Raw genomic sequence first — 23,184 nt, forward strand, 5'->3', positions numbered from 1 at the left:
AAACACCAATCACAATCGAGACGCGCATGGCTATTAATCACAACGAATTTATGCTACTTACTGCCCTACTAAATAACACCAACAACTCGCAGCAAATAAGTCAGCGAGATATTGCCGCTCGCGCAGGAATTTCGCTCGGAACAGTCAATTCTTCAATCAAAAGCGCAGAAAATAAGCATCTTATTGAAGCGTCAGAAACATTGAAAATTACACCTAAAGGTCTTGCTGAACTTGAACCGCACAAAGTTAAAAACGCTATTATTATGGCCGCAGGATTTTCGTCAAGATTCTCACCAGTTTCGTACGAAACTCCAAAAGGCTTGCTTACAGTAAAAGGCGAAGTTCTTATTGAGCGCCAAATAAAGCAGCTTCGCGAAGCTGGGATTAACGATATAACTGTTGTTGTTGGCTACAAACAAGAGCAGTTTTTCTACTTAGAAGACGCTTTTAACGTAAAAATCGTGCCAAATAGCGAATACAACACTCGCAATAATAACAGTTCAATTATGGCAGTAGCAAACCAGTTATCGAACACTTATATTTGCTCATCTGACAATTATTTCGACGAAAATCCTTTTGAAAAATACGTTTGGAAAGCTTACTATTCCGCGCAATTCCAGCAGGGTTACACTAAAGAATGGTGTATGACTTGCGGAGCACATAATCGCATTACAAAAGTTACGATTGGCGGAAGTGACGCTTGGTACATGATTGGTCACGTGTATTTCGACACCGAATTTTCTAAGCGATTTGTGCAAATTCTTCGGGAAGAATACGATTTGCCGCAAACTGCAGGAAAACTTTGGGAAGATATTTTTATTGAACATATTGACGAGCTAGATATGCAAATGCGCAAATACGATCCGCCAATTATTCACGAATTTGATTCCATTGACGAGTTGCGCGAATTTGATCCGCTTTTCCTAGAAAATATTGATAGCGCAATTTTTGATCATATTACTCAAACGCTTAACTGCAAGAAATCCGATATTTATAACGTTTATCCGCTTAAAAAAGGTCTTACTAATTTATCTTGCCATTTTTCGGTTGACAATAGCGAATACGTTTATAGGCATCCTGGCGTTGGCACAGACGTGCTTATTAACAGACAAGCCGAAGCTGAAGCTTTAAGGTTGGCTCAAAAACTTGGTTTAGATGGCACCTTTATTACAGCAGACGCTAAAGAAGGTTGGAAGATTTCACGATTTTTGCCAGATTGCAATATTGCAAATATGCACAATCCTAGCCAATTACAAGAAAGCTTGAAATTAGTTCGTTCTTTGCATGAAAGTAACGAAAGTGTGCATCGCAACTTTGATTTTTACGCAGAATCTCAGCGCTATATGAAAGAACTTAATGATAGAAATGTAGAAATACCGCAAAAAATCATCGACCTAAGTGTTCTAGCTGACGAGCTTCATAACTTTGTAATTACTAAAGACGGCTCACATACCTGCCTTTGCCATAATGACATATTAGGTGCAAATATTCTAATAGATCAAAACAATCGATACCATCTTATTGACTGGGAATATGCCGGAATGTCTGATTATGCGCAAGATTTTGGCACGTTATGCGTTTCGGACGAATTTAGCGATACTGAAATAAACGAAGCTATGCCTATTTATTTAGCACACACTCCGTCAACTCAAGAAAAGCGTCATTTACTGGCTTTTGTGGGATTTGCAGGATGGTGTTGGCATTTGTGGTCACTTGTTAAAGAAGCGGAAGGCGAGAACATAGGAACTTGCATGTATACATACTACCGGTACGCAAAACGCTATATTAATGAATCTCTTAAAATGTACGACAATTAAAACACGAAATTAGGTACTTATGAAATACGCGTTTTTAAGCGGATTCCTTTGGGGAATTGACACTGCCCTACTTGCAGTTTTAACCACATTTCTTAGCTATAACAGCAGCACTAATTCAGTAATATTCGTTGGTATTCTTGGAGCTCTACTCCACGACGCTGTATGCGCAATTTTTATGTGGATTTACATAAGTACTCGAAAAAAATGGCATAAAACGCTTGAAATACTAAATAAACCACGGATTCTGGCACTTATTATCGTAGGATCTTTACTTGGCGGACCTATTGGAATGAGCGGATACGTTTTAGCAGCAAGCAATATAGGAGCTGGATACGCTGCTGCAATTTCCGCCTTCTACCCTGCAGTTGGAACCGTACTTTCTGCGCTAATACTTCGCGAGCGCTTAAGTGCGGCAAAATATGCAGCTTTTGCGTTAGCTCTTATTGCGGTTTCTGCTTTAGGATACTTTTCTTGCGCTCAAGATGCTCAATCTTACGTAAATTCAAACACAATACTTGGTTTAGCTGGAGCAATTTTAAGCGTAGTCGGTTGGGGAAGCGAAGCAGTTGTGTGCGCTTGGGCTACGCGCCAAAAAAGCATAGACGACGAAATAATACTTCATATTCGCCAAACTACATCCGCATTTGCTTACGTTATTATTGCGATTATTGCCATTGTTTCTAGTATATTTGTCTCTTCTACAGGCACTTCTACAGGCGCTTCTGCAGGTACTTCCACAGGATTAGAATCATATATTTCACTAAGCACAAGCTCGCTTCAAGCTTTCAAAATAGCAGGAATGGCGATTATTGTCGGCCTTCTTGGAGTGAGCTCGTACCTTTGCTATTACCGCGGTATTGCGAAAGTTGGAGCATCGCGCGCAATGGCTGCAAACGTTACTTACGCAGCTTGGAGCATGATAGTAACAGCAATAATCTCATGCACAATGCCGTCAGTCTTGGCTTGGATTTGCTGCATTACTATTATGTGCAGCACGGTTTTCGTAGCACGTCAGTAACATGTCAAAGCCACGAGCTGCAAACGGAATCATAAGCAAATACGCAGGAAGAATGTACTGAGACTGCGCTTCCCAAACAATGTATAACACGGCCATTCCTAGCACTATAACAAGCGGAGTCAAAAGCGTAGTCAAGTATTCGTAAGAAAATTCGCAAGAAATCTTAGGCAAAGAAGAAGGAGACTTTCTTTTACGCAACAATACGAACAAAAATACTGCCGTAAACGCAACAAGCATAAATTGAAGAGCATCTAGGAAAGTAAAAACAACCATATTTAACTTTCCTGAATAAAGCGAGCGCAAAGCAGGATTCATTTTGCGATCGATTAAAATCTGCCTGTACGGACCATTCCACTTCCAACTGCTTGCAAGCAAAGATTCGTAAGTTGGTTCAAGCCACTCTCCCGCAAACTTTTTAGTAAAGAAACTAAGTAAATCGGATGGATTATTTGCAAAATGCTTAAGATTATTTTGTAAAAATTCCGTAGATTCCTTCTTTATAGTCTCTTTATTGTAGCTTGCAACATCAAAGCTAGTTGGGTACCCATTATACCAGCCAGGATTATTTGGACCGCCTTTTCTGGCAGGATCCGTTGCCATTGCAAGCCAAACTGTAGAAGGCAAACCATCTTTTGCATTATGGTCGAAAGAAGCAGCTGAACTTGCCACAGCAACATTACTTAAAGCAAAGAACGCGATTGCAAGCAACACGCAAACAGCATGCTCCCACTTTTTAGAACGCAAAGCAGACACAATCCACACAACAATCATGCCAAGTAAGCAATAAACCATAGTAGACTTAAGTAATATTGCAAAGAATATGCAGATCAACGATTGCATTGCATCACGCCAACTGCCGCCACGAATATTTTTTGCGTGAAAAATAAGCGCTCCAAACACAAAAGGCAAGCAAAGTGTATTGCCGTAAGCAAAAGTCGCGTAAAAAATCATAGGCAAAAATGCTGCGTAAAAAAGCAAAGAAAGAATCGTCACATTTTTATTGCGGAATAATAAATTCACGTAGTACGCAATAAGAACGCCAGTAATAGCCGCACATAATACGTTCAAAACTTCAAACGCCGTGTATGCGTTAGGACCAAAAACGATTACCAAAAATCGCATAAGGCAAAGAAGTGGGAATTGGAATGGGAAGCGCGTCAAGTAGCCGCCCGGGCACACAATCCAAGATAATTCCGAAGTGTCAACTCCACAAACCACAGGAGTTCTATTAGGATCTGCATAATATTGCGCTGCACTAAACAGGTATGCTGGATCCCACTCCGGCCACGCGTGAGTAACATGTACCCAAATTAAACCTGCCACAAAAACATAAGCAAAAACAGCGACCGCAACGTAGCGTATACGCAACTTATTAATAAGCTCACGTTTTCGTAAAAACGCAATAATAAAGAATATTGCTGCGCTTATAGCAATTACGAATGGAGCCTGGAACCATAAAAATTCAAGAGTGTAGTCACCTGGTAAAAGATGAGCTGAAATAACTAGATTAAGCAAGGATAATGCGCTGAAAAATACTGCAGCGCACCAAAGTGCGGCAGTACTAAAAAAGCGCCCAAGCATTACGCTTATATTCTGCAAACACTTAACCATACTTTCAAACCCCTTTAAAAGATTACTTTTACAAAGTGCCTTTACAAAGATTATTTATAAAAATCGTATTTACAAAAATCGTATTTACAAAATTATATTTATATTATATTTACAAAGATTGCTCAATATAGTAGCGCGGACGATGCTTCGATTCCAAATAAATCTTGCCAATATAACTTCCAAGAATACCCATAGAAATCATAAGGAATCCGCCAATAAACCATATTGAGCACATAAGCGAAGACCAACCAACAGCAGTGTGATTAGTAAACAGCGACGCAATTACGTAAATAAACATTGCAAAACCAATAACAATAGAAAGCAAGCCCATATACGTAACTAATTTCAGCGGCTTAACAGAAAACGATGTAATTCCCTCTAAAGCAAAGGAAATCATCTTTTTCAAAGGATATTTAGAAACGCCAGCCGTTCTTACTCCACGCTCGTAATAAACTTTTCCGGTTTTAAAACCGAGCATTGGCACAATTCCGCGCAAGAATAAGTTGACTTCGCTGTACTCAGAAAGAGCTTCCAACGCAATCGAACTCATTAAACGGTAATCCGCATGGTTTGGCACAACTTCTGCACCCATTGAGGCGAAAATCTTATAAAAAGCCAAGGCCGTATTGCGCTTAAACCAAGTGTCTTTTTTGCGCGAAGAGCGAACGCCGTAAACAATTTCGCAACCATCTTGCGCAAACTTTTTAAGCATTTCATCAACAGCGTTTACATCATCTTGCAAATCGGAATCCATAGAAATTGCTGCATCACAACCTTGCTCGCGTGCATACATAAGACCCGCATACAGCGCATTTTGGTGGCCGCGATTATGCGCAAGCTTTACACCGCCAAAAAGTGAAGGATTTTTGCGATTAAATGAGGCGATTAAATTCCAAGTAGAATCTTTTGAACCATCGTCAACAAAAATTACGCGACTGTACGAATGAATAAGTTTCTGATCCATAAGATTAGTCATCTTATTTTGAAGAACCGTCGCCGTTTTAGAAAGACCTTCTTCCTCGTTAAAGCAAGGTACAACAATGTACAAAATTGGCACACTTTCACGCGCGCTGTTTAACGAAGTATTCATAATCTAACAATCTCCAGAAACTGTATTTACAAGTAGACAGTATAGTCTAGTACAAGAATCTAAAGTCACGTAGAGAAATTAAAAACGACATTTCTGTTGATTTTGCGCCAATTTTATGGTGCTGTTGCTATGGTAGTAGCAGATAAACACGTAAAAAACATGTCTGGAGGACTCGTGGGACAGATTATCGTGCGTGTATTAGCTGGATTAGCTTCAATTGCTACCGCATTTACTATGAACGTTGTAGCACCTAAACAGACCTCATTGCCTACTGGCTCTTTGAAAAATAATGTTGCAAATCCTATAGTGCAACCTCATGCTTCTGGCGTTGTGCGTCAAACATCTCATTCTGAAAATGAATATGGCGCTCATTGGGAAGATTCCGATGGCTCACCTACTTTTATTGACGGAAACGGCGACGCATTCGTTAAAAACGCCAAAGGTGTTATTGACGTTTCTGAGCATCAAAAAGAAATTGATTGGGATGCTGTAAAAGCTTCTGGCATAGACGGCGCGATTATTCGCATTAGCTACGGTTGGGATAATGGCTACGATAAGCAGGCTTTGCGCAATATTAGCGAGTGCAAGCGTCTTGGTATTCCATTTGGCATTTACATGTATTCTTACGCAGAAAAGCCGGAAGATGGTGCAGCTGAAGGTGCGGATGTTGTCAATCTTTTGAAGGGCGCTGGAGTAGATCCTGAAGATTTGACTTACCCTGTTTACTACGACTTGGAAAGGTGGAGCTGGAGCGGTCATAGACCACCAACATCCCCATACGTTTACCAGGATATTGTTGCTTCCTGGTGGAATCAGTTAGTTTCTGCAGGCTACCATAAGCTCGGCGTTTACTCTTATACGAATTATTTGAGAGGACCATTAAATTCTCAGTATATTCACGAGCGCACAAGCTGGGTTGCTAGCTACGGTTCTCGCGTAGGTTTCCCTATTTCTACAGCTTTGCGCGGATGGCAGTATACGTCAAGCGGCAGTGTGAACGGCATTGATGGTCGCGTTGATTTGAACGCATTTGGAATGGCTGATGGCGGCGAAATCAATGGCGTTTCTGAGTTTGGTAACACGATTACAAACACCAGCGCAAATTCTTCGCAAGATGTTGGAGACGGCTGGAAAGTAAGCAAGAAAGCAAATCGCCGCGATCTTTGGACCAACGGAGATAAAAGCTTTATTCTGCAGTATGAATTGCGCGACTCCTACTACGGTCACGGCGGATACGCTCGCCTTGGCGCCCCTGTTGCAGACGAAGAAAACTTGGGCGGCGGCTGGTGGCGTCAACGCTGCAAGAATGGCGACGTTATTACGCAGGGCCGAGATAAGAAATACGTAATTCAGTACGAATTGCGCGACTCCTACTACAAGCACGGAGGATTCACTCGTCTTGGCGCTCCTATTGCAGACGAAGAAAACTTGGGCGGCGGCTGGTGGCGTCAGCACTGCAAGAATGGCGACGTGTTTACGCAAGGCCGAGATAAGAAATACGTAATCCAGTACGAATTGCGCGACTCCTACTACAAGCACGGAAGCTATTCGCGACTTGGATCGCCTATTTCCGACGAGGAGAACATGGGCGGCGGCTGGTGGCGTCAACGCTGCAAGAACGGTGACGTTTGGACGCAAGGCAAAGACATTAAGTACGTGATTCAGTTTGAGTTACGCGACTCTTATAACGGACATCGCGGTGCTGCTTGGCTTGGCTCTCCTGTTGCTGAAGAGGAAAATATGGGCGGCGGCTGGTGGCGTCAACGCTGCAAGAACGGCGACGTTTGGACGCAAGGTAAATATAAGAAGTTTGTTCTTATGTTCAATCTTCGTAAAGATTACTACGCTCGCGGCGGCTTTGAAAAGCTCGGTGCTCCTGTTGAAGACGAGCATTACGACGGCAATGGTATTTGGCGTCAGACTTGCCAAAAGGCTATATTGCAAGCTAAGTAATTAAGTCTACTAAATCTAATAAAGTGGCCGGTGTGCTAAACAGCATGCCGGCCATTTTTATATGCAAAATTAGTGATACGTAATCAATGCAGCAAATCAATACGCAACACGTAAATAAATACGTATTAGTCAACGCGTATCAGTCAATACGCAAATCAGCGACCAATCGTAAATAAATCACTCCACTTAAGGAATAAATCAGGGTTTACATTTTGTATATCAGCAGACGGCTCAGTATGATTACTGAATACCAATAAACCAACTATTACAATAGTTGCCGCTGCACAAAGCACAGCTGGAATATACAAACGCAAAGACGATTGCTCAGCAATTGCGCAATCTTCTTCACAAGTAACATCAAGATCTTTGCTATAAGGCTTAACTCTGTGAAGCATACTCATTATTGCAATCAAAATAAATATAATAATCGAATCGCAATAGTAGCGGTACAAATTGCCACCTAAGCAGTAGTTAAGATACAGCAACAAGAAGGATGCTACTAATCCAACAACAGTCATAATATACTCAATTTTTTGCATAAACCTACGTCTTAATGTAAACAGCCACCAGAAAAGCGGAATCATCATAAGACCGAAAATCATATGCGTGTAGAAAGAATTTCCGTAGCCTTGACTATTTGCCCAAGGTATAGAAATATACGGGAAATTCTCCGAAATATTAAAAGGTTTTAAGAAATAATTAAGGAAAATATCGCGAATCTTAGTAGGGTCAAAAGATTTACTATTAAATCGCAAATCGAAATTAGTAAGTTGCTCTTCATTTCCAAAATTAAAGAAAGACTTAAAACGCAAGTAATTATAAGTTAATATTCCAGCTACGCCTACAATCGCAGGCACAAGGAAGCTTGAAGCTGCAGCAACGCGATTTAAAATACTTCGCTTTGAATCAAATAGTAGCGCAATAAACAACGGCGCTATAAAAGCAACAACCGGAATACACGCGTTTGGCCTAGATCCGCATTGCAAAGCAAGACTTATTCCAGCGAGAGCAAAAAGCGCGTACCCCACGCGCGGACGAGTTGCGTAAAGTCGCACAGCTTTAAGAGAAGCGTATACAAATAAGATTCCAAACAGTATTGCACTAAGAAGAGGCATATAGTAAAGGGATGCTGAAGATTGCAAGTAGAAGATTAAGCATCCGAATGGGAAGGCTGCTGCAGCAAGCAAAAACAGGCAGTAATTGGCGCGTATTGCAAAGAATTCAACAACTTCTTTAAGAAGAGCGAACATAGACGGAATAATAGCAACCGCAAATACTGTAACAACTAATATTGCTGAAGGAACTGCATGCGGGAAAAGCAGATTAAAAGGCAAGTAAGTGAGAAGGAACGGCACTATGCCAAAGTAGCAGTAGTAATGATTGTTGTGGAACACAACATCCCAAGGTATGGATACCCCTTTAGAGCCCAAGTCCATGCGCTCGCCCCAGCTAAACGGATTTGCAGATTCTACTAATTCTTTAGGCGGCTGCTGCAACAAAGCCAAAGAGTTTGATTTCCAAGCTTTAAGCTGTTCGGTGTACGGATTTCCGTTGACGCGATCATATAAGTCAGATGGGAACGGCACTCGTATGCCGTGACCGCGGTACACAATAAAGCACAGATAGAGCGAGAATCCCATAAGAATTGCGCATACTGTCCAAAAAACTATATTTTGCGCAAGACTGTGGCGGTCGTAGTTAAGCAAGTACCACTTTTTCTTATACACCAAGAATATAAGCGAGCTTACAACGAAAAGTATTGCCCACATTCCAAAGTTTACATGCAGCACAAAAGGCGGATTTACTGTTACAGCTTTGAGAGTAAAAGGAGCTCCGGCTTGATTAAAATGCAGCTTAGCTTTGTACGCAGTTCCGTGACTTTCAAAACGAAGAACTCTAGTATTGTGCTTTCCGGTAGACATTTGGAAAGAATCCGCTAAAGTGTAGGCGTTTGGCGCAATGCCAAAGTCTTCAATTTCCAACGTGCCGGTGACGAAAGTTGAAGGCTTTTCTTGCTGCAACTCGATTTTCAAAGCTTTAGTATTTTCGTTAATTCCGCTTAATATTACGTCTGCTCCCGAATTTGGGATAGAAATGGAATTGCCGATAATTTGCGCTTGTTCTCTGTTATTTTTTTCACCGGTTTGCTCGTTGTAACTGCTGGAATCCGGTATGATTGCTTTGCTTAAAACAAGAGGTTTTTGCGCGTAATTACGTGAGTTGTACGCAAGATAAAGGTTACTGAAGAATGCGATTGCAATAAGACCAGTTATTACAAATATTGTTACGAAAGGTAATATTTTTCGTATTGCGTCATTTTTTTCTAAAAATTTTTCTAAAAATTTTTGCAATTCCGTATTCCTAATCAACTATAAATTCTTTATGCCCTTTGATATGCAAGTATATTGCAAACTCATGATGGATGAAGGGAAATATTAGAAACGCAATAAAAGATATAGAGCAAAACAATATATAGGAAAAGATATAGAGCAAAAACGAATTTCAAAAAGTGGAGCGGACGACGGGAATCGAACCCGCGTAATCAGTTTGGAAGACTGAGACTCTACCATTGAGCTACGTCCGCAAAATAGCAACTTGTTTAAGTATACAGAAGCTTACGACATAGAGCAAGTTTGCTCGCGCGACGACCTACCTTCGCGCTTAGAGCGTAGCGCGCGAAGGTAACTCGGAGCGGAAACTCGCTTAAGTTGGAAGTCCAGTGGACTTCCAACGCGAGTTTCGTAAGCGAGCGCGTAATCCGCGCGAGCGCCAACTGCACCAGTGTTCCAAAACAAGCAAAATGAGACACCCACGCAGAAACAGCGACAAAAGCCGGAGAAATTTCCGGAAAATGTTCCACAACAGCGATTGTTACTTTACAGCGTTGTAAAGAAAGTAACAGCTGCGGACTAATGCGATAGTATTCCCAGTAGTATAGCCTAAGTTGTGAACGCAGATTAATAAGGAGAGCGCATGATCGCAGGATTAGGTCACGATGTGGTGAATGTTGCGCAATTTGCTGAACAGATGCGCGAAAGCGACGGATGGCGCGCGTTGTTTTCCGTGCGCGAACTTCGGCAGTGCAGTTTGCGTTCCGATACGAAGCACGACGACGAAGCTTTGCATATTGCGGCGCGTTGGGCTGGAAAGGAAGCCGTTATTAAAGCGTGGTGCGAGGCGCTGGCGAGCTGCAATACCAACTACCCCACCGACTACCCCTATACTCTCGATAACATGCCGTGGCCTGAAATTGAGATTCTTGACGATTCACATGGCTGCCCACGCGTGGAACTTGCGCAAGAAGTGCAGAATAAGCTTTACGAATCAGTTTCGCAAAAACTTTCTACAGAACTTTCTACAGAACTTTCTACAGAACTTTCTCCAGAACTTTCTACAGAACTTTCTCCAGAACTTTCTACAGAACTTTCGGATTCGACTAATCTTACGAATCTTATAAAAACGTCGAAGATCACGGAAAAGCCGCAGCTTACGAATCTTCCAAATTCACATAGAGATATTCACAACACAATTCGTTGGCATATCTCGCTAACTCATGACGGATCAGCACAGAACAATACAGCAGTCGCATCCGCTGTTGCCATACTAGAAATCCTGTAAACACAAACGCCGGAGAAATTACATGACGTTTTTTGCGGTTTTGTGGGACACTCGTGCAGTTGGCGCTCGCGCGGATTACGCTCGTGCGCGAAAATTGCGTAAGTAGTTGTAGTATAGAAAGCAGATTTTTCTGTAAATGAGATTGCTGCGCGTATGAGAGAAGGTTGCGATGTTTTGCATAAATTGCGGAAATAAGATTGACGCTGGCGATAAGTTCTGCAGTTTTTGTGGAGCACCTGTTGAAAATGTAGAGCAGGAGCAGCAACCTCAAGCAAACCAGCAACTCCAATATAACCAGCAGCAACAGCAACCACAACCACAAACACAACCTCAACCACAACCGCAAGTCCAGCCAACTCAACCAACTCAACCAACTCAGACAACTCAGACAACTCAATCGAAACAACCAAGCCCAAATAAAGCGAATCTTCTTAACAATCGCAAACGTCTTGCAATTATGATTACTAGCATCGTGCTAACCATAGCGCTTGCGATTACTGGAACAGTTTGGTATTTCACAAGAAATACTCCTGCAGCTTTTACAGTCTTTAACTCAAAATCGGAAGTAATTCCTAAAGCAAAAGCTGGAGACGATACGGATGGAGTCGTAAAATCCTTGGAAAATAAGGGTTTCCGCACGAAAGTTATCGACGAGTTTGGCGGCGAAAAGAAGGGCAACTTCCTTCGATACGAAAACGTTAAGCCGGGCTCTAAAGTGTCAACTAAAATAGTTGTGAAAATTCTAAGATCTAAAGGCCCGGGTGTTCCTGCGAAAGGCGTTGTTGGCGCAAGTTTAGACAATGCCAAGAAAATTGTGAAGTCGATGGGCGTTCCAGTAAAACTGCATCACGTTCCTTCTACCGATGCTGCAGACGGTAAGATTGTTGCTTCCAGCCCAATGCCTGGAAACGCTGTTGGCAAAGACGGTGTAATAAATATTGCTGTTGGCGAAAAGTGCGATGGCGTGCCGGTTGACGTGTTTGGCTTAGATAAAGACAAAGCCAAGGACATGCTATCTTCTAAGCCTTTCAGCGTGGATCTTCGCCCGAAGTTCTCGTCTGCAAAGTATTTCGGCAAAATCGTTGGCGCCTACCCAGCTTTGGGCACTAAAGGCAGTCCTAAAGCCGTAACGCTTTACTATGGTGTTGACGCATCCAAAGCTAAGGATGTGGTGACTGAGCCGATGAATTTAGGAGACGAAACGGCTTATCTTGTAACTCGAGCAGGCTCTTTCGTTGGCAAATGGTGCACGAAGAGTGGCGATTGCATCAATCTTATTCCGTGTCTTTATGAGAGTGAGAAAAAGTGGGAAAAAGACGAAAAAAGTATTACAGAACTTATACCGGCAGATATTGCAGATAAAAACGGCAAAATACCTGATAAAAATAGCGAAGGCTATATGAATTATAATGGCGTTCTCTATTTGAGTTCATTAGGCCAAGATCCTACGGATTACGCTGTATTTGATAAGAATCTTCCAAATAGTTCAATGATGAGAAATCATCTTATTTCTGGTGATACTGGTGCTGTTGAACTGTATGCTGGAGGTTTTATTGCGCAATGCGGCAATCAAGATGCTCCTATTTATGGCGGTGGATTTACATGTCTGAATGGAAAATACGTCCAATTTCCAGATAATGATCCAGAAGAATATGAAAGAATTCATGACGATCCAGGCTACGGCATTGGTTACTACTACACAATGCAGGATTTTATGGTTGTTGTACCTGTTGGTGCGAAGTTCGATAAGCTTGTAAATAGTGGATATTTCGTTGGAAAAGTTGAAAATAAGCCGGATTTGACACGACCATTTATTTTGCGCAGGAATCCTAAGCTTTACAAAGAAACACGCAAGGATTTGCCTGCCGGCGGAGGCGATTGGATTAATCCCTTTGTACCTACAGAGCGTAGCCGCGAAGTTCCGTTCGCACCCGCCCCGGATGATTCGAACGCGTACTATCTTGTGGAAGAACCTTTCGACTGGTCTTCGATTCCTGGCGAATCGCTGTAAAACGCGCTAAATACGTAGCGCGACGACCTGCCTGAGCGCTGCTATTTAGCGCGCGAAGGCAACCCTGAGCAAGCGAGGTCTGTCTTCGTCTCGATTGACGAAGGCAGGGCAGATTAGTGTGGCTGTGCTTTAGAAACTAGGTTGTAGTTGGTGTGCGCTGACGACCTGCTTAAGCATGTGCACAAGAAACGCTACAAGTGTGATTAATTCATATGCGAATAAATTACTATAAAATGATAAAATTTTAGATAATTTTAAATAATCTGTCGTTATGACAATATTTTATACATAGAACACCCCCCCCCCCGACAGAAAATTTTAAAGTTGTTAGATATTTAACAATAAAAAATTTATATAAACTTTAATAAAATACTGTATAATATTATGAATTGTGTGTATGCGCATAAATATTTATGCCACTATTCGTTATGAAAAAATAACGAATAAGCATAGAAAAATGGACATAAGTTTAAAATAAAACGCACTCATAAACGTGAAATTAAAACCAAAACGGGGGAACACTATGGCAGATACCACTCACAAAAAGCTCTCTAGCAAAAAAGCTACGAGCGCATTTGAAAACACATGCGCATCTTACGCAGCAAAAATGAATGCAACTTCCGTGTCTGCTACTATGCGCAAGGTGTCATTGAGCACACTTGCCACAGTTCTTACTGCAGCCACGTGCTTGGGAGGCCAGCCAATACTCGCATCCTCTAATATTCTTCTTCCTCCAACTACAGCGGCTTTTGCATCTCAAGTGAGTAGCGCAAGCGATGATCCTAATCCTTGGCTGCATAAGCCGAATATTCTTGAGTTTCAGCGCTGGCGTTATCAAAACAGCAACGGCGACGCAGGATACGTAGACACTAAAGACAATCTTGGCGATTATCACAGCTTAAAGAACAAGACGGATATGTATGCGTATCTCGAAAAGATCGGGAACGACCAATACCTAGTATTCGACGTGTTCTTTAACAATGACGGCAAGTCCATGCTTACATCGTCTAAAAAACAGCAATATGTGTGGCTAGTGCCTTATGCTGTTGCAGACCTAGACAATGGCAGATATAAAGGCGATACCGTAACTGATTTACGATTTGACTTCTACAAGCGCAATGACAGATCACCTCAAACGTATGCAAATCTTTCGCACGATATTACCTTGTTTAATCATGAGGCAAGCAAATCGTTCGATCAGAATTTATTTAACAACGACCGTGATTATAATGGCTCTACTTATAAGTATTCATTGAATGTTCGTAACGGAGGAAGTAGAGGACGAGATATATCCGATAACTTCCACGTTAACGAAAGAGATTTAGATGACGCTATTAAGAAGGCTATAGCTCCTGGACCAAGCCCTTATAGCGGATACAATTACGGCATTGGTATAACAACTGTTAATGTTGATTACGCTGTACGCATGCATTGCAAGGTAAAGCTGCGCCAAGGCGTAACAACAGACGACATTCAAAACGCTTTTACTTACGCAAACACAAGCTCTTACGGAAGAAATACACATTCTGCTTACACCTTCATTTCCGGACGAACTCACGACGAAAACTTCCCTCGCACAAAAAGCGATAATTTGCCTCCAAAGCTGTATTTTAATGGCAAGGAGCTTACAGACGACTCCAGTAGCATTACCGTATATCAAGGTGATAAGCAAAAGATTACTTTCGGCACGTCCGATAATAGCGAAAAAGTAACTAATTTCTCTGTAAAAGGATTCCCGGATAGCATAAAGAATGCAAACTTTGATGAGAATAATAAGGACGGTTATGACGCAACTGAAAAGAATCCTTACAAACACGAAATTAATGGCGTTAAGTTTGAGCACAAGGATGAAAAAAATAATCCAGTAAACTCCGACTACACGATTACAGTTTCTGCAACCGACGCTTCCGGCAACAAAGCAGAAAAGAATATTACAGTACATCTTAAGAACCTGAACGAGAAGTACAAGACTCCAACCGCTACCCCACTTACTGTTGGTTGGGGGCATACGCTTACTAAAGAAGAACTAGAGAAGCAGATTCAGGACAATGATGGAAAAGGCAAGATAACTTTCGAAAAGAAGCTACCAAGTACAAAACTATCCGAAAGCCGTTTCAAACATTCTAAAAATGAACTAAAAGTCAAAGCAAAGATTACATATGCAGATGGATCCAGCCATACAGTAGACATTCCTGTAATAGTTAAAAAACCACTCGCTTTTGATCACTTACCAAAAGGTAGCGAGAACACTGTAACCGTTGGAGATAAACTTAAACAACCAAGCGATTACATAACACTCGAAAATAATTCTGGCAATAAAGTCAAGCCGAAAAAAGTAGAATGGTACGGTGGAAAACCTAATTCCAGCACAATTGGCAACTTTAATAACACTGTCAGAGTGCATTACACAGACGGTAGCCACAAAGATACTACTGTAACATTTAACATTAAGCCGAAAACACCTGTTATTGAAACAGATTTAACCGGTCGCGCAAAAATTAAAAACCAGAAAGTAGTAGTAAACGTCGGCACTGGGTTTATACCAGGTGCCACAAACAAAGTTACATTATACGATGCCAACAATAACGCAATTGGCTCTACTACCGAAATCAAAGACGGTAAGGCAACTATTACTGTAGCTAATGGCATACCTGCAGGAAATGTGTATGCGATTACAAGCAGTTCATACAACAATCATCAGGATAAACATACAAATACCTTCAATTTATCTTCCGATAAAAGTGAAAATCATCAAGCTACAGAAGATAAACAAAATCCAACACTTACAGCAAACGACGCAACTGCAAAAGTTGGAGAAAACTTAATCTTTAATCTTGAAGCAAAAGATGATATTAAAATTGACGACTTCAATATTGCAACTCCATTATTACAACTTGTAAATAATGATTTTTCACGTTTGCAGATTGATTACCAAGGAACACAAGATAATCCAAAAGATCGCAAAGTAAAAATTACGATACTCGGCATGAAGGCAAGCGAAGTTGGCGAACACAAACTCAAGTTCTCAGTTACTGATGCAGCTGGAAACAAAACTGAGAAGGAAGTTAAGCTAACAGTTAAGCAACCTTACGAGCTAAAAGCAAATCCTATTACCGTTGACTTAGGTCATAATCTTACTGAGGATGATGCTAAGAAAATATTTGAAAACAGCAAGAATGTTCCTTCTGGAACAACATACACTTGGGTTAATAAACCTGAAACCAACTCAACCGGACAAGAAAAGCAAGGCACAGTAAAAGTCAGCATTCCTGGAGGAGAAACTAAGGATATTGCTGTAGCTGTAACAGTTCAAGATAAAGTAAAACCAGTAATAAAGGTGTACAAGAAAGGCCCTGGTAACACTTGGACTGAAGTAACTGAAAAGATTACTGAAGGCAAAGTAAGCTACACAAAGATTGACACATACCACGGTGACAAGTGCGAACTGAAAATAACAGCAACCGACAACAGTGGCAAAGTTACAGATTTGAAGATTAATAATTTAGTAGCAGGCATGTCTTCATCTGATTTTGCAACAAAGAAAGGTGTTGGTTCTGAACAAGATCCTCGAGCAATAAAGATTGCAGGAACTGTGCCGAATGGCGCGGCTGCCGTATCATACTCTAGTAATCTTATAGCAGTTGATAATTCTGGAAATCAAACAAACCTTCCAATTCGCTTTATTGTGCACACTCAAGCAGATAAATTTAACAAGATTACTCCAAAGGATATAACTCACAACATTCCTGCTGATGGAAACAATAATAATCATCCAAAGGCTGAGGATGGTATATCGGAAACCAGCAAGAAAGACTTCCCAACCGGCACTACTTATTCTTGGGTTAAGGAACCAGATTGGAATAAACCTGGCGAACAGAGCGAAGTTAAGATTCGCATAACATTCCCAGATGGTTCAACTCAGGAAATCAAATCAAAGCTTACTGTTACGGATACTATTAAGCCTGTTATTGAAAAGCCTGCTTTAGGAACAGCGAAGCACGGCAATATTGATCATTACTTGCTGAAAGTTCATCGTGGACAGAAGTTTGATCTTACACTGAAAGTTCATGACAACACTGGCAAAATAGTCGGCGCAAACTTGAATGGCAAAGTAACTGAATGTGGAATTACTAGTACTGCCCTAACAGTTGACAATGCAAACAACCACAGTGTTAAAAACCCTGCTATTGTACATATAACTGGCACAGCACCAGCCGACGAAGCAACAGACCAATATTGGAGCCGTACTGTTACTGTAACAGACGAGGCTGGTAATAAATCTGAACTCCCTATTCAGATTGCTGTGTATACAAGCGCAGAGGAACACACTGCAACTGCTACCCGTATTACGAAACAAAACGGTAAAAGAGTAACAGAAGATGATATAAAGAAAGCAGTAACAACTAACTATAAGGTTAAAGACCCAAATAAGAAACCAGTAGTTTCTGTAAAAACTGGTCAGACTTTACCAGATGGCAACACTCCTGGAAACTCCACAATAACAGCTATTGTGACTTATCCAGATGGTTCTACAACAGAAGTCGAAGTACCTATTACCATTAAAGAGCCAATGAGCAAGACTAATAAGCCTAATACAAAAGAGGTTGAAAAGCCTTATGGCTCTAAGAAAGACGATATAGAAAAATCTATAACAAGTACTTCTAATGGCGGCGGAATATCTTGGCCTAATGGCAAAGTCCCTGCAGGAAATACAACAATTGAGATTTCCGACAGAACCAAGATTCCTAGCGGGACTGAACCTGGCACATACGAAGTTCCAGTAAAGATAACATATAGCGATAACTCTGTTGGATACGCAACAGTAAAAGTTAAAATTGGCGAACCACAGAGCAAGAGCTATAACCCACAAGGCAATACGATTACATTTGATTACAACTCGAAGCCAAATACAGACATATCCGGCAAAATTATTGGCGTTGGAAATGATCAAGGCATTAGCTTTGGTAAAGATATAGCCCGTCCAAAAGGCGCGAAAATTGCTATTGACAACCAGAATAATATTCCAAACGGAACTAAAGCTGGCGATTTTACTGTTCCTGTAACAATTACATACGAGGACGGTTCAGAAGATCATACAGTTGTTAAGGTAAAAATTAACAAGCCACAAAGCGAAACAAATAAGCCAACTGTTACTAATATAACGAAGGAATATGGTAAAACAACTAACGAAGCTGAAGTAAAGAAGCACGTTACTTTTGACGGTAGTAAACCTAATCCAACTTCAGTAACTGTTGAAAACGCTAGCGATATTCCAAATGGTAAGACTCCTGGCGACGTAAATATTAACGTTAGTATCGAGTATTCTGATGGTTCTAAGTCTCACGTTACAGTAAAGGTTACTACTGGAGATCCTGATACTAAGACTTACGCACCAAGCGCAAGCGAAGTTAAGAAGAACCGTGGTGATAAAATCACCGCTGAGGACATTCAGAAAGCTGTAAAGACTTCTACAGTTAATGGCAAGACCGCTCCAAAGGGAACAAAGGTAAAGCTTGTAAATGAAAACAACTTGCCTGATATGACTAAGACTGGTACAACTAACGTACCTGTTAAGGTCACATACCCAGATGGGTCAGAAGTTGTTCTTGAAGTTCCAGTGGTAGTTAGGGATACTGACAAGGATATTTACACACCAACGTCTTCTACACTAGAAAAGTCTTACGGCTCAACTATTAGCGAGAAAGAAATTACTGATAAAGTAACGGTTCCACACTTTGTTGGAGATACAACTAAAATCTCTTACAAAGTCAAGGATAAAAAGAAGATTCCAGGGATAAACTCGGAACCTGGAGCTTACAACGTACCTGTAACAGTAACTTATCCAGACGGCACAAGCGAAGATGTGGACGTAAACGTTACAATCTTGAATAAGGATTCCGACTCTTACGAACCAACCGCTACAACTCTTACGAAGAAGCACGGCGAAACGATTAGCGATGACGATATTACTAATCAAGTACGTGTGCCTAACTATCCAAGTGGTGCAGGAAAACGGCAGCCAACCAAAACCATTAAAGCTGGAACAAAGCTTCCAAATACGAATACTCCAAGTGAAAGCTATGTGCCGGTTACTGTTACATACCCAGATGGAACTACTGACACTGTAAAAGTTCATGTGGTTGTTAAGGATACGGATGCTAATACGCATACTCCACAAGCTGCACCACTTGAAAAGAATATCGACAACGGAAAGCCTACTGAAGACGAAATTACAAGTAAGGTTACGATTCCTACCTGGCCAAAGGACGAAACACGTAATCCAACTTACTCTATTGCTAATGGCGATAAGTCTAAGATTCCTGCTGGAGATAAGGCTGGCAAGTTTGAGGTGCCTGTAACAGTTACGTATCCGGATGGATCGTCAACCGTGATCAACGTGCCTGTAACTATTAAGGCTCCAACTGCTACAACTAAAGTTGTGACTGTGCCAAAGGGCGTGGAACCTAAGCCAGAAGACATGATTTCCAATAAGGATAAGTTCCCTGATGGCACGCAATTCGAGTGGGATAACAACGAAAAACCAGACACAAACACTGAAGGTAACGGCAAGCCAGGCAAAGTTGTTGTAACAGTTCCAGGTCAATCCCCTGTGAAAGTGTCAGTTACTGTAAACGTTGTTAACCCAAGTGCATCTGAAGTAAACGTGCCACAGGGCAAGCAATTGCCAGAAGCCAAGGATGTTATTAAGGATTCTGATAAAACGGATAAGTATCCTAGCGAAACTACCTTCACATGGAAGCCTGAAGATAAACCGGACACAAATAATCCTGGCTCAAAGAACGGCGTTATTATTGTCACCCTCCCAGGCCAATCCCCTGTGGAAGTGCCTGTAAAAGTGAACGTTTTACCAAAGCCAGAAGCGAAAGTTGTGAACGTCCCACAAGATGGCACACTGCCAAACGCTAAGGATGTTATTAAGGATTCTGACGATACGAGTAAATTCCCTAATGGCACTAAGTTCGATTGGGAAGATAGTGACAAACCAACTACAGATACCGTTGGAAAAAAGACAGGCGGTAAAGTAAAAGTCACTATTCCAGGCGTAAATGGCAAGTCTGGTTATACGATTGATGTTCCTGTAACTGTGAACGTAACTCCTAAGCCTACAGCGAAGGTAACCACTGTTGCTCAGAACAGCGATCCTGATCCTAAGAACAGCATTGAAAATAAGGACAAACTCCCTAAGGGAACCACCTTCGAGTGGAAGAAAGATGCTGCTCCAAAGACCGACAAGCCAGGCACTGTTAACGGCACTGTTGTTGTAAAGATTCCAGGACAAGAACCTCAAGATGTGCCAGTAACAATTACTGTGACACCAACACCTGTTGCAAACGACGTAACCGTGTTGCAAAAGAAGGATGGCAGCACAACTGATACCACTCCTAAGCCAGATGACTTAATCTCCAATAAAGATAAATTAACTGGAGCAACTTTCGAGTGGAAGAAGAAGCCTGATACGTCACACGTTGGCAACCAGCCAGGCGTTGTGACTGTTAAAGTTCAAGGCGAGCCAAATGTTGACATTCCAGTCAACGTGCTCGTTGTGCCAAATCCAGAAGGCAAGACTGTGAACGTGCATGTTGGTGATTCTCCAAGCGCAGAAAACAGCATCTCCAACCAAGGTGATTTACCTCAGGGAACCACCTTCGAGTGGAAGAAAGATGCTGCTCCAAAGACCGACAAACCAGACACCACTAACGGCACCGTGCTTGTCAAGATTCCAGGCGTAAAGGATCCAGTAGAAGTCAAAGTAACAGTAAACGTTGTGGCACAGAACAAGCCATTTATCAACGATGGCAAAGCCGAAAATACGCCAGATAAGTCTGGTAAGACAATTATTACTGGTAAAACTCAGCCAGGAAACACAGTAACTGTCAAAGAAGGCGAAAGCACTGTTGGTACTCCAGTAACAGCAGATGACAAAGGCAACTTCACTATCGAAATCGATAAGAAGAATCCTGATACAGCTCTCAAGCTTGTTCCAAGCAAGGGTGGGGTTGATGGTGACGCAACTACTGTAACCGTCACTGCCAAGCCGCAAAAGCCAACGATTACGGTACCAACCGACGGCAACACGAGCAGCGGAAGCGTAACTGTAACTCCGCCAACTGGCGACACGACGGTTGTGAAGATTGAAATCAACGCTAAGCCAAATCATATTAACGGTCCAGAGCAGCCAGTTCGCACAATTGTTGTTAAGAAAGGTGATACCGACGGCAAGTGGAAGATTGACGGAGACGCTCCAGAACGCGTAAGTGTTGATCCGCAAACTGGTGTTGTTACTATTCCAGCAAAGGATTTGGAGGATGGCAGCACTATCACCGCAGTAGCGAAGAATGATAAGGACAAACCGTCTGATCCTGCTACTGCTGTAACTGGCTTTAAGACTCCGCAGATTAGCGGGCAAACACTAAAAGATAATCCAGATGATTCTACTAAACAAATCATCACTGGAAAGACTCTTCCAGGCGCAACTGTAACTGCTACCGACAAAGATAATAAGCAAATCGGAACCGGTAAAGCAGATAACGATGGCAACTTCACTATTACTATCAACAAGCAAAATCCTGGATCCATCATCATCCTCACGCCAACCAAAGGCACGGGTGACGGCGCAAAAACAGGCGATAGCGTAAATATTACTGTCGGCGGAAATATTACTAAGCCAAAGATTGACACTCCAACCGAGGGTGGCACTAGCGTAACACCTGACGAGTCTGATACTCGCGTGAACAAGGTTGTGATTACTTACACCCCAGAAGGTAGTGAAACAACCACAACGATTACTGTTGTTGCTGAAGGCGATAATCATGAGTGGAAGATTGACGGCTCTGCACCTAACGGCGTAACTGTTGATCCGCAAACCGGAAAAGTTACGATTCCAGCAGACAAGATTAAGCGCGGTAGCACTATTACTGCGCAATCAGAAGACAGTAGCGATACGACCGGCAATAGCAAGTCAGAAGTGGTAACTGCTAAAGTTAGCGAAAAGGAGAAGCCAACTCCGGAACCAGAACCAACGCCAGAGCCAGAACCAACTCCGACACCATCAGATAGGCCAGTTGTAATAACACCACAAAATGGTGATGAGCAAGGTTCTGCAATTGTTACCCCACCAGCAGACGCTGATACTCTAGAAATCACGTATATTCCAGAAGTCGATACAACGACTCCTGCAACAATTACCGTGGAGAAAGATAATAATGGTAACTGGACTATTAACGGTAACACTCCAACCGGCGTGACTGTTGATCCAACTACTGGTAAAGTAACGATTCCAGCAAATAAGATAAAAGACAATACTGAAGTTACTGCGAAATCGACGAAGGGTACGTCTACTTCTCCGACTGTAACAGGCACAGCTGGAGCGAACCCAACAGTAGCTCCATCGCCTTTGCCAGCTCCAGTGCCTGAGCCAACTCCTTCACCGCTTCCTGATGTTCTTCCTGAGCAACTCCCAGAAGAACCTATTGAGCAAGATTCTAATGACAATAAGCAGCAAACCCAAACTGCTAAAACTCAAGAATCTAATGAGAACAAGTCTGGTTCAGACTCTGTAAAGCAAAATGCAAGCAACGCGAAGAACGTAGCAAATAATGCTCCGGCACGACACTCATCCGGTAAGGTTACTACTTCAAATCTGAGTAACACTGGAGCTGCTGTTGCTGCAGCAGGCGCTGTTGCTGCACTCGCAGCTGCAATAGGTACTGCACTCGCAGTCATTATTCGCAAGAAGAAGCACGAGTAAACGTTGGCGTTGCAACAAATATTAAAATTGAATAAATAATATATATGCTCCGTGATGAAAGAGTTCGCAAAATTTACGACAATTCTTCAGCCACGGAGCATTGTTATATCTGTAGTAAATCTGTAGAGCTGTAGGCTATAGAGGCATAAACTACAGAGGTATAGGTGCGATACATAGATGCCATTAAATGATCTGTGTACTGGTAGCGAGATAGCACACCACTGCGATAATGACAGCATACTTGACATTAGGTAATATCAGGCGACATACGCAATGTTACACGTACTAAATATGGCA

At 41.9% G+C, this 23,184-nt stretch carries 10 protein-coding genes and 1 tRNA gene; 6 read left to right on the top strand and 5 right to left on the bottom strand.

The genetic code is table 11. The features are described from left to right. Positions 1-26 precede the first annotated feature (26 nt). Both HXT35_RS02555 and HXT35_RS02560 read left to right on the top strand, forming a co-directional pair. On the top strand, positions 27-1,817 hold the full coding sequence (locus HXT35_RS02555) for a phosphotransferase (protein ID WP_004127398.1): 1,791 nt from the start codon (positions 27-29) through the stop codon (positions 1,815-1,817). A gap of 19 nt (positions 1,818-1,836) precedes the next feature. Further along, the gene (locus HXT35_RS02560; protein WP_004127399.1) at positions 1,837-2,835 is read left to right on the top strand and encodes an EamA family transporter; all 999 of its coding nucleotides are present in this window, start codon (positions 1,837-1,839) and stop codon (positions 2,833-2,835) included. Here HXT35_RS02560 and HXT35_RS02565 read toward each other — a convergent pair. Beyond that, entirely contained in the window at positions 2,770-4,446 is a 1,677-nt protein-coding gene (locus HXT35_RS02565; protein WP_421777522.1) for a glycosyltransferase family 39 protein, read from the bottom strand. The genes HXT35_RS02560 and HXT35_RS02565 overlap by 66 nt on opposite strands. A 109-nt stretch (positions 4,447-4,555) precedes the next feature. Next, complete coding sequence (locus tag HXT35_RS02570; RefSeq protein ID WP_004129098.1) at positions 4,556-5,536, bottom strand: glycosyltransferase family 2 protein; 981 nt, start codon at positions 5,534-5,536, stop codon at positions 4,556-4,558. A 129-nt stretch (positions 5,537-5,665) separates the two neighbouring features. Between HXT35_RS02570 and HXT35_RS02575 the strand changes: the two genes are divergently transcribed. Next, positions 5,666-7,489 carry a GH25 family lysozyme gene (locus tag HXT35_RS02575; protein WP_421777523.1) on the top strand — a complete coding sequence of 608 codons (1,824 nt, stop codon included), beginning with the start codon at positions 5,666-5,668 and terminating at the stop codon, positions 7,487-7,489. A gap of 155 nt (positions 7,490-7,644) precedes the next feature. Here the strand turns inward: HXT35_RS02575 and HXT35_RS02580 are convergent, their stop codons facing one another. The 3 genes from HXT35_RS02580 to HXT35_RS02590 all read right to left on the bottom strand — a co-directional run bounded on the left by HXT35_RS02580 (position 7,645) and on the right by HXT35_RS02590 (position 10,284). Further along, positions 7,645-9,840 carry a hypothetical protein gene (locus HXT35_RS02580; protein ID WP_004129533.1) on the bottom strand — a complete coding sequence of 732 codons (2,196 nt, stop codon included), beginning with the start codon at positions 9,838-9,840 and terminating at the stop codon, positions 7,645-7,647. 159 nt (positions 9,841-9,999) lie between these two features. Continuing rightward, a tRNA-Gly gene (locus tag HXT35_RS02585) sits at positions 10,000-10,073 on the bottom strand. A gap of 31 nt (positions 10,074-10,104) precedes the next feature. Beyond that, complete coding sequence (locus tag HXT35_RS02590; protein WP_004129530.1) at positions 10,105-10,284, bottom strand: hypothetical protein; 180 nt, start codon at positions 10,282-10,284, stop codon at positions 10,105-10,107. A 178-nt stretch (positions 10,285-10,462) separates the two neighbouring features. On the opposite strand from HXT35_RS02590, the gene HXT35_RS02595 reads away from it, so the two are divergent. The 3 genes from HXT35_RS02595 to HXT35_RS02605 all read left to right on the top strand — a co-directional run bounded on the left by HXT35_RS02595 (position 10,463) and on the right by HXT35_RS02605 (position 22,887). Then, a complete protein-coding gene (locus HXT35_RS02595) occupies positions 10,463-11,107 on the top strand; it encodes a holo-ACP synthase (protein WP_004129528.1) in 645 nt (214 codons plus the stop codon). 169 nt (positions 11,108-11,276) lie between these two features. After that, on the top strand, positions 11,277-13,118 hold the full coding sequence (locus HXT35_RS02600) for a PASTA domain-containing protein (RefSeq protein ID WP_421788345.1): 1,842 nt from the start codon (positions 11,277-11,279) through the stop codon (positions 13,116-13,118). 523 nt (positions 13,119-13,641) lie between these two features. After that, a complete protein-coding gene (locus HXT35_RS02605; protein WP_004128576.1) occupies positions 13,642-22,887 on the top strand; it encodes a Rib/alpha-like domain-containing protein in 9,246 nt (3,081 codons plus the stop codon). Positions 22,888-23,184 lie beyond the last annotated feature (297 nt).

Source organism: Gardnerella sp. DNF01141 (assembly GCF_049244255.1).
Taxonomy (GTDB): domain Bacteria; phylum Actinomycetota; class Actinomycetes; order Actinomycetales; family Bifidobacteriaceae; genus Bifidobacterium; species Bifidobacterium vaginale_E.

Bases quoted from the DNA above. Each gene is read 5' to 3' on its own strand.
- HXT35_RS02555 (WP_004127398.1), top strand. From the start codon at position 27: ATGGCTATTAATCACAACGAATTTATGCTACTTACTGCCCTACTAAAT.
- HXT35_RS02560 (WP_004127399.1), top strand. From the start codon at position 1,837: ATGAAATACGCGTTTTTAAGCGGATTCCTTTGGGGAATTGACACTGCC.
- HXT35_RS02565 (WP_421777522.1), bottom strand. From the start codon at position 4,446: ATGGTTAAGTGTTTGCAGAATATAAGCGTAATGCTTGGGCGCTTTTTT.
- HXT35_RS02570 (WP_004129098.1), bottom strand. From the start codon at position 5,536: ATGAATACTTCGTTAAACAGCGCGCGTGAAAGTGTGCCAATTTTGTAC.
- HXT35_RS02575 (WP_421777523.1), top strand. From the start codon at position 5,666: ATGGTAGTAGCAGATAAACACGTAAAAAACATGTCTGGAGGACTCGTG.
- HXT35_RS02595 (WP_004129528.1), top strand. From the start codon at position 10,463: ATGATCGCAGGATTAGGTCACGATGTGGTGAATGTTGCGCAATTTGCT.
- HXT35_RS02600 (WP_421788345.1), top strand. From the start codon at position 11,277: ATGTTTTGCATAAATTGCGGAAATAAGATTGACGCTGGCGATAAGTTC.
- HXT35_RS02605 (WP_004128576.1), top strand. From the start codon at position 13,642: ATGGCAGATACCACTCACAAAAAGCTCTCTAGCAAAAAAGCTACGAGC.